General features: G+C 71.0%; 13 protein-coding genes and 1 pseudogene. 6 read left to right on the plus strand and 8 right to left on the minus strand.

Annotated features, from left to right (window positions below; translation table 11 throughout):
* Positions 1–110: 110 nt before the first annotated feature.
* A pseudogene (locus JHN63_RS12160) lies at positions 111–1,098 on the minus strand (aldo/keto reductase).
* Positions 1,099–1,284: 186 nt separating this feature from the next.
* Between JHN63_RS12160 and JHN63_RS12165 the strand changes: the two are divergent.
* Together JHN63_RS12165 and JHN63_RS12170 are read left to right on the plus strand one after the other, a co-directional pair.
* A complete protein-coding gene (locus JHN63_RS12165) occupies positions 1,285–2,340 on the plus strand; it encodes an LLM class F420-dependent oxidoreductase (RefSeq protein WP_200679595.1) in 1,056 nt (351 codons plus the stop codon).
* 236 nt (positions 2,341–2,576) lie between these two features.
* On the plus strand, positions 2,577–3,365 hold the full coding sequence (locus JHN63_RS12170; protein ID WP_200679596.1) for a ferritin-like domain-containing protein: 789 nt from the start codon (positions 2,577–2,579) through the stop codon (positions 3,363–3,365).
* A gap of 14 nt (positions 3,366–3,379) precedes the next feature.
* On the opposite strand, the gene corA is transcribed toward JHN63_RS12170, so the two are convergent.
* Positions 3,380–4,378 (minus strand): magnesium/cobalt transporter CorA, encoded by a 999-nt coding sequence (gene corA / locus JHN63_RS12175; protein WP_200679599.1) that lies wholly within the window; start codon positions 4,376–4,378, stop codon positions 3,380–3,382.
* 62 nt (positions 4,379–4,440) lie between these two features.
* Here corA and JHN63_RS12180 point away from each other — a divergent pair, with 62 nt between their 5' ends.
* From JHN63_RS12180 to mshC, 4 genes are all read left to right on the plus strand, one after another.
* Entirely contained in the window at positions 4,441–5,127 is a 687-nt protein-coding gene (locus JHN63_RS12180; protein WP_200679601.1) for a histidine phosphatase family protein, read from the plus strand.
* A 75-nt stretch (positions 5,128–5,202) separates the two neighbouring features.
* Entirely contained in the window at positions 5,203–5,793 is a 591-nt protein-coding gene (locus JHN63_RS12185) for a DUF3090 domain-containing protein (protein ID WP_200679602.1), read from the plus strand.
* Positions 5,757–6,575, plus strand: coding sequence for an SCO1664 family protein (locus JHN63_RS12190; RefSeq protein WP_200679603.1), 819 nt, complete (start codon positions 5,757–5,759; stop codon positions 6,573–6,575). Before JHN63_RS12185 ends, JHN63_RS12190 begins: the two co-directional genes overlap by 37 nt.
* Positions 6,576–6,669: 94 nt before the next feature.
* Positions 6,670–7,899, plus strand: coding sequence for a cysteine--1-D-myo-inosityl 2-amino-2-deoxy-alpha-D-glucopyranoside ligase (mshC, locus tag JHN63_RS12195; RefSeq protein ID WP_200679604.1), 1,230 nt, complete (start codon positions 6,670–6,672; stop codon positions 7,897–7,899).
* A gap of 64 nt (positions 7,900–7,963) precedes the next feature.
* On the opposite strand, the gene JHN63_RS12200 is transcribed toward mshC, so the two are convergent.
* From JHN63_RS12200 to JHN63_RS12225, 6 genes are all read right to left on the minus strand, one after another.
* Complete coding sequence (locus tag JHN63_RS12200; RefSeq protein WP_200679605.1) at positions 7,964–8,974, minus strand: PAC2 family protein; 1,011 nt, start codon at positions 8,972–8,974, stop codon at positions 7,964–7,966.
* A 197-nt stretch (positions 8,975–9,171) separates the two neighbouring features.
* Positions 9,172–9,843 carry a FadR/GntR family transcriptional regulator gene (locus tag JHN63_RS12205; protein ID WP_033283704.1) on the minus strand — a complete coding sequence of 224 codons (672 nt, stop codon included), beginning with the start codon at positions 9,841–9,843 and terminating at the stop codon, positions 9,172–9,174.
* Positions 9,844–9,928: 85 nt separating this feature from the next.
* A complete protein-coding gene (locus JHN63_RS12210) occupies positions 9,929–11,233 on the minus strand; it encodes an amidohydrolase (protein ID WP_200679606.1) in 1,305 nt (434 codons plus the stop codon).
* A complete protein-coding gene (locus JHN63_RS12215) occupies positions 11,230–11,988 on the minus strand; it encodes a nucleoside phosphorylase (RefSeq protein WP_200679607.1) in 759 nt (252 codons plus the stop codon). Before JHN63_RS12215 ends, JHN63_RS12210 begins: the two co-directional genes overlap by 4 nt.
* On the minus strand, positions 11,985–12,857 hold the full coding sequence (locus JHN63_RS12220) for an ABC transporter permease (protein WP_200679608.1): 873 nt from the start codon (positions 12,855–12,857) through the stop codon (positions 11,985–11,987). Before JHN63_RS12220 ends, JHN63_RS12215 begins: the two co-directional genes overlap by 4 nt.
* On the minus strand, positions 12,857–13,918 hold the full coding sequence (locus JHN63_RS12225) for an ABC transporter permease (protein WP_200679610.1): 1,062 nt from the start codon (positions 13,916–13,918) through the stop codon (positions 12,857–12,859). The genes JHN63_RS12220 and JHN63_RS12225 overlap by 1 nt, the downstream gene beginning before the upstream one ends.
* Position 13,919: the final 1 nt, after the last annotated feature.

A 13,919-nucleotide genomic window follows, 5' to 3' on the forward strand; every position in this document is an offset into this window, starting at 1 on the left:
GTCCGCGCCCCCGGCCCCCTCGCCCGTGTCCTCGGCGGCGTCCGCCACCGCGCCCCGCGTCGCCTCCGTGTCCTCGGACGGTGAGGTCTCCGTGGTCTCCGGGTCCGTGCTCACAGCGTGCTCCAGTCGTGATCGGGATAGCGGTGCAGAGGCGCCGACACATCGTCGAGCGCTCGGCAGATCTCGTCAGGAAGACTAAGCGCCTCCACTGACAACGCGGCCGTGAGCTGCTGCGCGTTGCGCGCGCCGACGATCGGGGCGGCCACCCCGGGCCGGTCGCGGACCCAGGCGAGGGCGACCTGGAGGGGCGTCACGGCGAGTCCGTCCGCGGCGATGGTCACCGCGTCCACGATCCGCGTCGCCGTGTCGTCGAGGTACGGCGCGACGAACGGCGCCATGTGCTCCGATGCGCCGCGCGAGTCCGCCGGGGTCGCGTGCCGGTACTTGCCGGTGAGGACCCCGCGCCCGAGCGGCGAGGAGGGCAGCAGCCCGATGCCCAGGTCGAGCGCGGCCGGCAGCACCTCGCGCTCCACACCGCGCTGCAACAGCGAGTACTCGAGCTGTGTGCTGGCCAGCCGCGTCCGCGTGCCCGGCGCGCGCCGCGAGCTGCCAGGTCGCGGCCTTGGCGAGCTGCCAGCCGCAGTAGTTGGAGACGCCCGCGTAGCGCGCCCGCCCGCTGCTGACCGCGAGGTCCAGGGCCTGGAGGGTCTCCTCCAGCGGGGTGAACGGGTCGAAGGCGTGGATGTGCCACACGTCCACGTAGTCCGTGCCGAGGCGGGCCAGCGAGGCGTCCAGCGCGGCGAGCAGATGGCCGCGCGAGCCGTCGAAACGGCGGTCGGGGTCGGGTACGCTCCCCGCCTTCGTCGAGATGACCAGGTCCCGGCGCGGCACGAGCCCTTCTATGAGCTGTCCGAGCAGGTACTCGGCCTCCCCGTCGCCGTACACGTCCGCCGTGTCGACCAGGGTGCCGCCGGCCTCCCAGAACGCCTTCAAGAGGTCCGCGGCGTCATGCTCGTCGGTGTCGCGCCCCCACGTGAGGGTGCCGAGTCCGATCCGGGACACACGAAGGCCGGTACGGCCGAGATGCCTCTGCTCCATGAACGCCGAGATTACTGGCCTGAACCTGCCCTGTGGTTGCCTGTGGATAACCGATTTCCACGATGATCCACAGTCCCTCGCACGGCACGCTCCGTGACCACTCACCGGCACCCGTCCTGTCCGCCCGGACCACCTCGCGCTAGGGTCGGCACAACAGCGACGTTACTGATGGGTAAGGGGTCTGCCATGCAGCTCGGGATCAACCTCGGCTACTGGGGTGCCGGAATGGACGGCGACAATCTGGCCGTGGCCCAGGAGGCCGACCGCCTCGGCTACTCGGTGTGCTGGGCCGCCGAGGCCTACGGCTCCGACGCGGCCACGGTGCTCACCTGGGTCGCCGCGCAGACCGAGCGCATCGACGTCGGCTCGGCCATCTTCCAGATCCCGGCCCGCCAGCCCGCCATGACCGCGATGACCGCCGCGACCCTCGACTCCCTCTCCGGGGGCCGCTTCCGCCTCGGCATCGGCGTCTCGGGCCCGCAGGTCTCCGAGGGCTGGTACGGCGTCAAGTTCGACAAGCCGCTGGCACGCACGCGTGAGTACGTCGAGATCGTCCGCAAGGCGATGACGCGCGAGCGGCTCTCCTACGACGGCGAGCACTGGACGCTGCCGCTGCCCGGCGGCCCCGGCAAGCCCCTCAAGCTGACCGTGCACCCACAGCGCGAGCACATCCCGCTCTACATCGCGGCGATCGGCCCGAAGAACCTGGAGCAGACCGGCGAGATCGCCGACGGCGCACTGCTGATCTTCCCGTCCGCCGAGCACCTTGAGGACACCGCCGTACGGCATCTGCGGGCCGGGCGCGAGAAGGCGGGCAAGACCCTCGAAGGCTTCGACATCGTCCCGACGGTCCCGCTCGCCCTCGGTGAGGACAAGGACGTCGAGAAGCTCGCCGACACCTTCCGCCCGTACACCGCGCTCTACGTCGGCGGCATGGGCAGCCGGCAGCAGAACTTCTACAACAAGCAGGCCCGGCGCATGGGCTTCGAGGAGGCGGCGACGGAGATCCAGGACAAGTACCTGGCCGGCGACAAGGACGGCGCCGCGGCCGCCATCCCGCACGACCTGATCGACAAGACGACGCTCCTGGGCTCCGTGGACCGCATCGCGGACCGGATGAAGGAGTACGCGGCGGCCGGTGTCACCACCCTGACGCTCGCCCCGGCGGGCTGGACCCTGGACGAGCGGCTCGCCGCCCTCCGCGCCGGAACCGAAGCACTGGAGCGCGCGGGTCTCGCGTAGCGAGGCTCTGTCGTACGGAAGTTTTCTACGGCCGTGGTGGGGGCTCGGGGGGTCTTCCCCGCCACGGCCGTCACGGGGAACAACGCGCGGCGGGCCGTGCGGTTACGCCCCCGTAGGGACATCCGTGGTCCTCCTTTTGGCGGAGTTGTCCGACATTGCTGTTGCAGCACCTCTGGCGCCGCATTTGACTCGTTCTTTGCGGAATGCGGTGAAATCCTGCATGGAGGTGCCTTCAGATGCTTTCGGCCAAGAGCCTGTTCCAGGAGATCCTCGACAACGACGAGTCGTTCCGGCTGTTCTGTTCCATCGCGGCCAGTGGCGAGTCACAGGGCGGCTGGGAGAACGGGCGCATCGCCGTCCTCGTCCCGCCGACCGAACGCGACCTCGCCCCCAAGATCAGCCGGCACGGCGCCGACGAGGACAAACACGGGCGCATCTTCAACGCCCTCCTGAAGAAGCGCGGCCTCCAACCCGTCCCGGTGCCCTCGGACACCGACTACACGATGCTCCTGGAGCGGCACGGCATCGGTCTCGCGCACGAGAAGCTCAAGGGCGAGACACCGCTCACCGTCCAGGACGTCGTCACCTACCTCGCGCACAGCCGGGTCACCGAACAGCGCGCCTCCGAGCAGATGGACCTGCTGCGCAGGCACTTCGCCGACCACCCCGACCTCGGCCGCGCGGTGCGGATGATCTCGAACGACGAGGACAACCATCTCGCCTACTGCCACGAGGAGTTGCTGCGCTTCGCGGCCGCGGGACACGGCCGCGCCATCCAACGGACGCTGCGCGAGTGCGCGTTGGCGGAGATCCGCGTCTACCGGGACGTCAGCCTCGCGGTGATGGCCCACATGGGACGCGTCCTCGGCTGGCCGCGCGCCAAGTCGGCGGTGCTCACCGCGGGCATCCACGCCGTGTACGCCTACGAACGGCTCGGCGGCTGGCGGCGGATGGTGTCCCTGCGGATGCCGGAACGCCGCGACGCGCTCGGCGGACCGGCCACCGCGGCCCCCGAGTTCGCCTGAGCCCCAACGCCGCGCTACAGCCAGCCGCGTCGCCTGAACGTCCGGTACAGCAGCACCTCCAGGGCGGCCATCAGCAGGATCACCGCCGGGTACCCCCACAACCAGTGCAGCTCCGGCATGTGGTCGAAGTTCATGCCGTAGATCCCCGCGATCATCGTGGGGACCGCGGCCATGGCGGCCCACCCGGAGATCTTCCGCATGTCGTCGTTCTGCCGGACGCTGGTCTGCGCGAGATGCGCCGCCAGGACGTCCGAGACCAGCCGGTCCAGGCCCTCCACGGACTCGTTGACCTTCATCAGGTGGTCGTTCACGTCCCGGAAGAACGGCCGCGCCTTGTCGTGCACGAACCGCACCCGGTCCCCGGCGAACCCGACCCCCGCGAGCCGGGTCAGCGGCTGCGCGAGCGGTCCCGTGGCCCGGCGGAACTCCAGGATCTGCCGCTTGAAGGCGTAGATCCGCGACGCCGTGGTCCGCGAACCGCCGCCGGTCGGCGAGAACACCGCCGCCTCCAGCTCCTCCAGGTCGGTCTGCAACTCGCCCGCCACGTCCACGTAGTGGTCGACCACGGCGTCCGCGATCGAGTACAGCACCGCTGTGGGCCCGTGCCGCAGCATCTCCGGCTCCTCCTCGAGACGGTGCCGTACGGCCGCCAGAGGGGCCTCCTCGCCGTGCCGGACGGTCACCACGAAGGAGTCGCCCACGAAGACCATGACCTCACCGGAGGTGACGACGTCGCTGTCCGCCTCGTAGCCCACCGGCTTGAGCACCATGAACAGCGAGTCGTCGTAGACCTCCAGCTTGGGCCGCTGATGCGCGGTCAGGGCGTCCTCGACGGCCAGCGGATGCAGCGCGAACTCCTGGGTGACCTTGTCGAACTCGCTCTCCGTGGGCTCGTAGAGACCGATCCAGACGAACGCGTCACCCACCCGACGACAGTGGTCCAGGCCGTCGGAGAAGTCGCCGGGTCCCTCCGTCCGGCGCCCGTCGCGGTAGATGGCGTAGTCGACGATCACGGTGCGTATTCTCCCGCCGTCCGGCCGAAACCGCACCCTGGCGTACGCCTACCCTTGGCCCCATGCCCACGTTGATCCTTGTCCGGCACGGACGTTCGACCGCCAACACCGGGGGAGTGCTCGCCGGCTGGACGCCCGGTGTCGCCCTCGACGAGCGCGGCAACGCCCAGGCCGCCGCGCTCCCCGGACGGCTCGCCGCGCTGCCGATCGCCGAGGTCGTCGCCAGCCCGCTGCAACGCTGCCAGGAGACCCTCCAGCCCCTCCTGGACGCCCGACCCGACCTGCGGCTGCACACCGAGGAGCGGATCGGGGAGTGCCACTACGGCGACTGGTCCGGCCGCAAGCTCGCCGAGCTGTCGGGCGATCCCCTGATGGAGGTCGTCCAGGCGCACCCCTCGGCCGCCGCGTTCCCCGGCGGCGAGTCGATGCGGTCGATGCAGACCCGCGCGGCCGAGGCCGTACGCGAGTGGAACGCGCGCGTGGAGCGCGATCACGGCGCCGACGCCGTCTACCTCATGTGCTCGCACGGCGACATCATCAAGTCCCTTGTCGCGGACGCACTCGGACTTCATCTGGACCTCTTCCAGCGGATCTCCGTAGAACCGTGTTCCATCACCGCGATCCGTTACACCCGTCTCAGGCCCTTTCTCGTACGGCTCGGGGACACCGGCGATCTCGCCTCCCTGGCGCCGCGCGAGGAGCCCCCGGGGGACGAGGCCACGGTCGGGGGCGGCGCGGGCGCACCGTGATCGTCGGCCGCAGTAGGGTGAAGCGGTCGCAGTAGCGCCGCACTTGTCAGCAGTCGATCCCAATGGAGACAGGACGTGTCCCGTCAGGTGTTCCTCTACGACCCGCCGGACCGCTTCGTAGCCGGTACGGTCGGTCTGCCCGGGCGCCGTACGTTCTTCCTCCAGGCCGCCGCCGGCCCTCGGGTGACCAGCGTGGCCCTGGAGAAGACACAGGTCGCCGCGCTCGCCGAGCGCATGGACGAGCTTCTGGACGAGGTCGTACGGCGCAGTGGCGGCAGCGCGGCCGTCCCGGCCGTCACCCCCACCGAGATCTCCGACACCCGCCCGCTGGAGACCCCCGTCGAGGAGGAGTTCCGCGTCGGCACCATGGCGCTCGCCTGGGACGGCGAGGAGCAGCGCATGATCGTCGAGGCGCAGGCCCTCGTCGAGCTCGACGCCGACACCGACGAGGACCTCGCCGAGGCCGAGGAGCGACTCCTCCAGGACGAGGAGAACGGACCCCCGATGCTGCGGGTCCGCCTCACCGGCGCCCAGGCCCGCGCCTTCGCCAGGCGGGCCCTGGACGTCGTCAACGCCGGCCGGCCGCCCTGCCCGCTGTGCAGCCTCCCGCTCGACCCGGAAGGACACGTATGTCCGCGCCAGAACGGATACCGCCGCGGAGCGTGACCACGGCCGAGCTGCTCGCCAAGGGTGAGCTGAAGGTGCGCGGACAGATCCGCGAGGCGTCGAACGCGGTGCTGCTGTGCTCCGTGACGTACGAGGGCCGCGAGGCGTCCTGCGTGTACAAGCCCGTCGCCGGTGAGCGGCCTCTGTGGGACTTCCCGGACGGCACCCTCGCCCAGCGCGAGGTCGCCGCCTACGAGGTCTCCGAGGCGACCGGTTGGGGCCTTGTGCCGACCACCGTGCTGCGCGACGGGCCGTACGGCGAGGGCATGTGCCAGCTGTGGATCGAGGCGGCGCCCGAGTCGGAGCTGCTCGCCCTGGTCGACGCGGAGGAGCCCGAAGCGGGCTGGAAGGCCATCGGGTTCGCCGAGGTCGGCGAGGGGGAAACCGCCCTCCTGGTGCACGCCGACGACGAGCGGCTGCGCCGGCTCGCCGTCCTCGACGCCGTGATCAACAACGCCGACCGCAAGGGCGGCCACCTGCTGCCCGCCGACGAGGGCCGCCTTTACGGCATCGACCACGGAGTCACCTTCAACGCCGAGAACAAGCTGCGCACCCTCCTGTGGGGCTGGGCGGGCGAGCGGCTCACTCCGGAGGCTGTCGACGTCCTCCAGGGGCTCAGGGAGGCGCTCAGGGACGGTGGCGGGCTCGCCGCGAAGCTCGCCGAGCTGATCACCGCCGTAGAACTCGACGCCACACGCGCGCGTGTCGACGCGATGCTCGCGGCAGGGAAGCATCCCGCGCCGAGCGGGGAGTGGCCGGCGATTCCGTGGCCGCCCGTGTAGCAGCACGGCGGGCGGAGTCGCGCAAGAGGGCCTTACCGGTCATCAGGGCCGCTCCGGTTCGTATGCGAAACATCCGTCCGGTTACGCTCATGACATGTATGCCTGGCCCGCTTCTGAGGTCCCCGCCCTGCCCGGCAAGGGCCGCGACCTCCGGATCCACGACACCGCGACCGGCGGTCTGGTCACCCCTGACACCGGTCCCGTCGCCCGTATCTACGTCTGTGGCATCACGCCGTACGACGCCACCCACATGGGACACGCGGCGACCTACAACGCGTTCGACCTTGTGCAGCGCGTGTGGCTCGACACCAAGCGGCAGGTTCACTACGTCCAGAACGTGACCGACGTCGACGACCCGCTGCTGGAGCGCGCCGAGCGCGACGGCATCGACTGGGTGGCCCTCGCCGAGAAGGAGACCGCGCTCTTCCGCGAGGACATGACCGCCCTGCGCATGCTGCCCCCGAAGCAGTACATCGGCGCGGTCGAGGCGATACCCGGCATCGTGCCGCTCGTCGAGCGCCTCAGGGACGCCGGTGCCGCCTACGACCTCGAGGGCGACATCTACTTCTCCGTCGGGTCCGACCCGAACTTCGGCAGGGTCTCGAACCTCGACGCCGCCGCGATGCGGCTGCTGTCCGCCGAGCGCGGCGGCGACCCGGACCGCCCGGGCAAGAAGAACCCGCTCGACCCGATGCTGTGGATGGCCGCCCGCGAGGGCGAACCGAGCTGGGACGGCGGCTCGCTCGGCCGCGGCCGGCCCGGCTGGCACATCGAGTGCGTGGCCATCGCCCTGGACCACCTCGGCATGGGCTTCGACGTGCAGGGCGGCGGCTCCGACCTCGCCTTCCCGCACCACGAGATGGGCGCCTCGCACGCCCAGGTGCTGACCGGCGAGTTCCCCATGGCCAAGGCGTACGTCCACGCCGGCATGGTCGGCCTCGACGGCGAGAAGATGTCGAAGTCCCGGGGCAACCTCGTCTTCGTCTCCGCGCTGCGCCGCGAGGGCGTCGACCCGGCCGCCATCCGGCTGGCCCTGCTCGCCCACCACTACCGCTCCGACTGGGAGTGGACCGACGGAGTGCTGGCGGACGCGGTCGCCCGGCTGGGCCGGTGGCGTGCCGCGGTCTCCCGGCCCGACGGCCCGTCCGCGCTCAAGCTCGTCGAGGAGATGCGCGAAGCCCTCGCGAACGACCTGGACGCCCCGGCCGCGCTCGCCGCGGTCGACCGCTGGGCCGCCGTCCAGCGGGACCGGGGCGGCAGCGACGAAGGCGCCCCCGGCGTCGTCTCCCGTGCCGTGGACGCCCTGTTGGGCGTGGCCCTGTAGCGGTCGCCGTACACAAAGAAGGCGGTGCGCGTCACGCGCACCGCCTTCGTTCACAGCTCCCGGCTCACTCCTCGGAGGAGTCCTCGTCGTCGCCCTCGGGCCCGGCCTCGGGCTCCGTGTCCGGCTTCGTGGGCCGCGTCGGCTTCGGACGGCCGGCACTGGGGTTGTCCCGCAGATACGACGCGCTGTCGCTGCCGTCCGCCGTGGCGTGCCCACCCGGCGGCGGACTGCCACCACCGTCCCGCCTGCGCAGATAGCGCTCAAACTCGCGGGCGATCGCCTCGCCCGACGCCTCCGGCAGCTCCGCGGTGTCGCGGGCCTCCTCCAGCGTCTGCACGTACTCGGCCACCTCGCTGTCCTCGGCGGCCAGTTGATCCACCCCGACCTGCCAGGCGCGCGCGTCCTCGGGCAGCTCGCCCAGCGGGATGCGTACGTCGATCAGGTCCTCCAGGCGGTTCAACAGCGCCAGGGTGGCCTTCGGGTTGGGCGGCTGCGACACGTAGTGCGGCACCGCCGCCCACAGCGACACGGCCGGTACGCCCGCGTGCGTGCACGCCTCCTGGAGGATGCCGACGATCCCGGTGGGACCCTCGTACTTGGTCTCCTCCAGGTCCATCCGCTGCGCCAGATCCGCGTCGGACGTCGTCCCGCTGATCGGCACCGGACGGGTGTGCGGGGTGTCACCGAGCAGCGCGCCCAGGATCACCACCAGCTCCACGCCCAGCTCGTGCGCGAAGCCCAGCAGCTCGTTGCAGAACGACCGCCAGCGCATCGACGGTTCGATACCTCGGACGAGCACGAGATCACGCGGCTTCTCGCCGCCGACCCGGACCACCGACAGGCGGGTTGTCGGCCAAGTGATCTTTCGCACACCGGAATCCATCCACACCGTGGGCCGGTTGACCTGGAAGTCGTAGTAGTCCTCGGCGTCCAGGGCCGCGAACACCTCGCCCTTCCACTCCCTGTCCAGGTGCGCGACCGCGGTGGAGGCGGCGTCGCCGGCGTCGTTCCAGCCCTCGAACGCGGCCACCATCACTGGGTCGATCAGCTCGGGAACCCCCTCCAGCTCGATCACCCAGCGCCTCCTTCCGATCTGCCCTCGCGTACGCCCCAACCTTACGGCGTCCGACGGGGGCGCCCGCAGCCCCCTTGCACGGGGGAGTGACCCCATGCCTGCCCCGTCCGGGACGGTCGAACACACAAGATCGCCACCCTGTGCAGACGCGGACCGGCCGGTCACTCCTCCGATGGATCAACCGGCCGCCCACTCGTTCACAGAGTCGAACGCAGCCACTGCTCCACGCTCGCGATGTGCACCGTCGCCCACGACCGCGCCGCCTCCGCGTCCCGGTCGCGCAGCGCGCCCAGGATCGCCCGGTGCTCGTGCAGCGTCCGGCTCACCGCGTCCTCCTGCGTCAGACCGCGCCAGATCCGGGCCCGTGTCGTGGGACCGGACAGACCGTCCAGAAGCGAGCACAGCACCGAGTTGCCGGAACTCTGCACGATGCCCCGGTGGAACTCCAGGTCGCAGGCGACCAGTTCCTCCACCGAGGGCGCCCCGCCCAGCGCGTCCAACTGGGCGCTGAGCGCGTCCAGTTGCTGCTCGCTGATCCGTAGCGCCGCCATCCCCGTGGCCGCCGGCTCCAGAATCCGCCGTACGGCCAGGAATTCCAGGACCGTGTCGTCCCGGTGGAAGTCGACGACGAAACTCAGCGCCTCCAGCAGGAGTTGGGGATCCAGACTCGTGACGTACGTGCCGTCGCCCTGGCGCACGTCCAGGATGCGGATCAGCGAGAGGGCCCGCACGGCCTCCCGCAGGGAGTTGCGGGACAGGCCCAGTTCGGCGGCGAGTTCGCTCTCCTTGGGCAGCCGGTCCCCGGGACGCAGCGCGCCGGAGACGATCATTCCCTTGATTTTCTCGATCGCCTCATCGGTGACTGCCATGACCGGCCTCCCTGTTGCTCAGACATCCGATGTATCAGGCACATTATGCGGGTTCAGTAGGTTGAACGGGAGGGAAATCCACAGCTCAGGCAAGTGATTCGAGCTCCGCGAGCACGGCTTCCTCGTCCAGCGTGCCCAGTGTCCGGTTCCGCATCAGCACCCGGCCGTCCACGACGGTGTCCCGTACGTCCGCCGAGTGCGCCGCGTACGCGAGCGTCGACCACGGGTCGTGCAGCGGCCGCAGATGCGGTGCCCCCAGGTCGAGCACGATCAGATCGGCCCGCTTGCCGGCCTCGAGCGACCCCAGGTGATCACCCAGGCCCAGCGCCCGCGCGCCCTCGATCGTCGCCATCCGTACGGCCTGTTCGGCACCGACCGCCGTCGGGTCGCCACCCGCCTTGTGCACGAGCGCGGCCTGTCGTACGGCGCCCAGCACGTCCAGCGTGTTGGAGCTGACGGCCCCGTCCGTGCCGAGGCCGACGGTGACACCCGCGCTGAGCAGCCGGGGGACCGGCGCGATCCCGCAGCCCAACTTCAGGTTCGACACCGGACAGTGGGCCACCGACGTGCCCGTGCGGGCCAGCGCCGCGATCTCCGGGCCGGTCAGGTCCACGGCGTGCGCGACCAGCAGATCGGGGCCGAGCAGCCCCAGCGAGTCGAGCAACTCCACAGGCCGTTTGCCGTACTTGACCTCGACGGTCGCGACCTCGGTCGGGTTCTCCGCCGCGTGGATGTGCAGCAGCGCGCCGAACTCCCGTGCCAGAGCGGCGATGTCGACGAGCTGGTCGGGGGCGAGGGTGTACGTCGAGTGCGCGAACAGGATCGGGCGCAGGCCCGGCCGCGCCTCACCCCGGGCCGCCAAGTCCCGCCGCGCCCAGTCGAGTCGGTCCTCGTACGCGATGCCGTCCGGCGGCTGAGGTACGTCCATGAAGGTCGGCCCGGTGTGCAGCCGCCAGCCCGCCTCACGGGCCGCCTGCTCGGCCGCCTCGTGGAACCAGTACATGTCGAGCGCCGAGGTCACCCCGGCCCGCACGCTCTCCGCGATCGCCAGCCGCACCGCCGCCGCCACGTTCTTCGGCGCCAGCAGCTCGGCCTCCCACTTCAACACCCGCTCCAGAAAGCCCTGGAGAGTGACGTCGTCGGCGCGACCACGCAGCAGTGTCATCGCGAGATGCGTGTGCGTGTTGATGAGTCCGGGCAGGACGAGACAGCCCGCGGCGTCAAGGGACTCCGTTGCCGTGAACCGAGTTGTCAGCTCCTCGGCCGGTCCTACGGCGACGATCTCGCCCTCGTGGACGGCAACCGCCCCGTCCCGTACGACGGTTCCGGCCCCGTCGACGGTGAGGACGTCCCCGCCGTGCACCAACAGATCGATGCCGGCGGTGCTCACGCGGTCAACTCCTCGGCCTCGGCGAGCAGTCGGAGCGCCTCCAGGGACACGATCGAGCCCCGCTCGACACCGGCCGCGACGACTTCCCGGTGCGGGTCGTACCCCCCGGTGGTCTCGGCGTCGACGAGTTCATCGGCATTGGCACCGTCGATGACCAGCACCCCGCCCGCGACAAGACCTCGCAGCGAGGCCGTCACCAGCAGCGCCGACAGCTCCATCTCGATCGCCGCGAGCCCGGCGCCGTCGTAGGAGAAGAGGGGGATGAGGCCGGGCTGGAAGGCCGCCCGGGTCCAGACGATCCCCCGGTGGTGCGGGGCGCCGGTCTCGCGGGCCGCGCGCTGGAGGGCGAGCACGGCCTCGGGCGCGGCGACCGCCGGGTACTCGGGCGGGAGCAGTTGCCGGGTGACGCCGTCGTCGCGTACGGCCGCCTCCGCGATGACGAGGTCGCCGTCGCCGATGCCGGGCTTCATCGCGCCCGCCGTGCCGAAGCGCAGGAAGGTGCGGACCCCCGCGTCCGCCAGTTCCTGGAACAGCAGGATCGCGCCCGGACCGCCCACCCCGTGCGAGGCGACGACGACCGGCAGGCCCTTCCAACTCCCGCTGAACACACGGTATTCGCGGTGGTACGACACCTCCTCGGCACCGTCCAGCAGCGCGGCGACGGCGGCGGCACGCGCCGGATCGCCGACGACGACCGCGCGCTCCGGGAGTCCGGTGCGCGGTATGCGGGTGATGGGCAGCAGGTCCTGCGTCATGTGGTGGCTCCGGAAGGGGAGTTGACGGTACGGCGACGGCGGCGGGCCGTCGAGAGGAAGAGGGCGACGAGCGTCACGACGTACGGCGCGGCATCGGTGGCCTGTTGGGGCAGGCCGACGCCCTGGAGGCGGAAGCCGGCGGCCTCGGCGAGACCGAAGAGCAGCGCGGCGAGCAGCACGCCGACGGGTGCCGCGCGGCCGAGCATCACCGCGACGACCGCGATCCAGCCTCGGCCGGCCGTCATGTTCTCGGAGAACAACGTGACGTTCCCGAGGGCGAGTTGGGCCCCCGCGAGCCCGCACAGAACACCGGAGACCAGCACCGCCGCGTACTTGTACTTCGCCGGGCTCACCCCGAGCGTCGCCGCCGCGTCCGGTGCCTCGCCGACCCCGCGCAGCCGCAGTCCCCACACATGCCGGGACAGCATCACCGCGGCCACCGCGACCGCGACGAACGCCAGATACGCGAGCGGGGTGAAGCCACCGATCAACGGCAGCCCGGCGAGTGACGGATCGTCGAAAGTGCCCTGCACACCGAAGACCGTACGCAGGAGGAAGCTGGTCAGGCCAACTGCCAGGAGATTCATGGCGATTCCGAGAACGACCGCGTCCCCGCGCAGAGTTACCGCACCCACGGCCAGGATCAACGAGTACGCGGCCGCCGCGAGGGCGGCGGCGAGCACGCCGAGCCAGGCGCTGCCCGTGAACCAACTCGTGGCCACCGACGTGAAGCAGCCCATCAACATCATGCCTTCGAGGCCGATGTTGAAGACGCCCGCACGCTCGCAGATGGCACCGCCCAGTGCGGCCAGCAGGATCGGGGTCAGGGCGCGCAGCGCCGACATCAGCAGATCGGAGTCGAAGAACATCACGCGGCCCCGCTTTCCTGAGTACGCCTGGTGAACCACTTGGTCGGGAAGCGGAGTCGGGCCGCGAGGAACACGATCACGATGGCCTGGAGCACCTGGGTCAGTTCGCGCGGCACCTCGGTCGTCCGCTCCATCGCCAGGCCGCCGACCGCGAGGACGGCGAAGAAGAACGAGGCGACGACCGTGCCGAGTGGGGCCGCGGCTGCCAACAGGGCCGCCGTAAGTCCCGTCCAGGTGTAGCCGGGTGCGGTGAGCGAGCCGTCCACGAAGCGGTACGGGAAGCTCAACACCCCTATGGCGCCCACGAGTCCGGCCAGCGCGCCGGAGACGGACATCAGCTTGAGGGTCAGGCCCCGGCGTTCGACGCCCGCGTAGGCGGCGAAACGGGAGTTGAGGCCCGTCATGCGGATCTCGTAGCCGAAGGCCGTGCGCTTGTCGGTGAACCAGTACGCGGCTGCCGCGAGCACCACCAGGATCAGCCCGACGGTGACCGTCGAGTCGCCGAACGCGGGCAGTGCGACACCGTCCGGCATCGCGCGGGTCTGGGGGAGGCTGGAGCCGGGTTCCTTCAGCGGGTAGCGCGCGAGGTAGGAGGCCAGCGAGACCGCCGGGTAGCTCAGCAGCAGGCTGCTGACCAGGAGCGGGACGCCGAGGCTGTTCTCGCACAGGGCGGCGAGGGCGGCGTACGCGGCACCCACCGCCATGCCCGCGAGCAGCGCCAGGACGACGGTCAGGGGCGCCGGCAGCGGGGAGTAGAGGCCGGTCACGGCCGCCGTGATGCCGCCGAGGACCATCTGTCCGTCGCCGCCGAGGTTGATCAGCCCGGCGCGCAGCGGGATCGCCAGCGCGAGTGCCATGCCGAGCACGCTGGTGCCGGTGCTCAGCGTGGAGCCGATGCCGTCCGCGCCGAGCGAGCCGGTGAGGACAGCGCTGTACGCCGTGAGCGGGTCCGCGCCGGTGCCGACGAGGAAGAGCGCGCCGATGACCAGGCCCGCGAGCACGGAGAAGGTGATGGGGGAACGCAACACCCCAGATATACGCGGTATATGAGTGTTCGTCATG

The sequence above is a fragment of the Streptomyces sp. MBT65 genome (assembly GCF_016612545.1).
Taxonomy (GTDB): Bacteria; Actinomycetota; Actinomycetes; order Streptomycetales; family Streptomycetaceae; genus Streptomyces.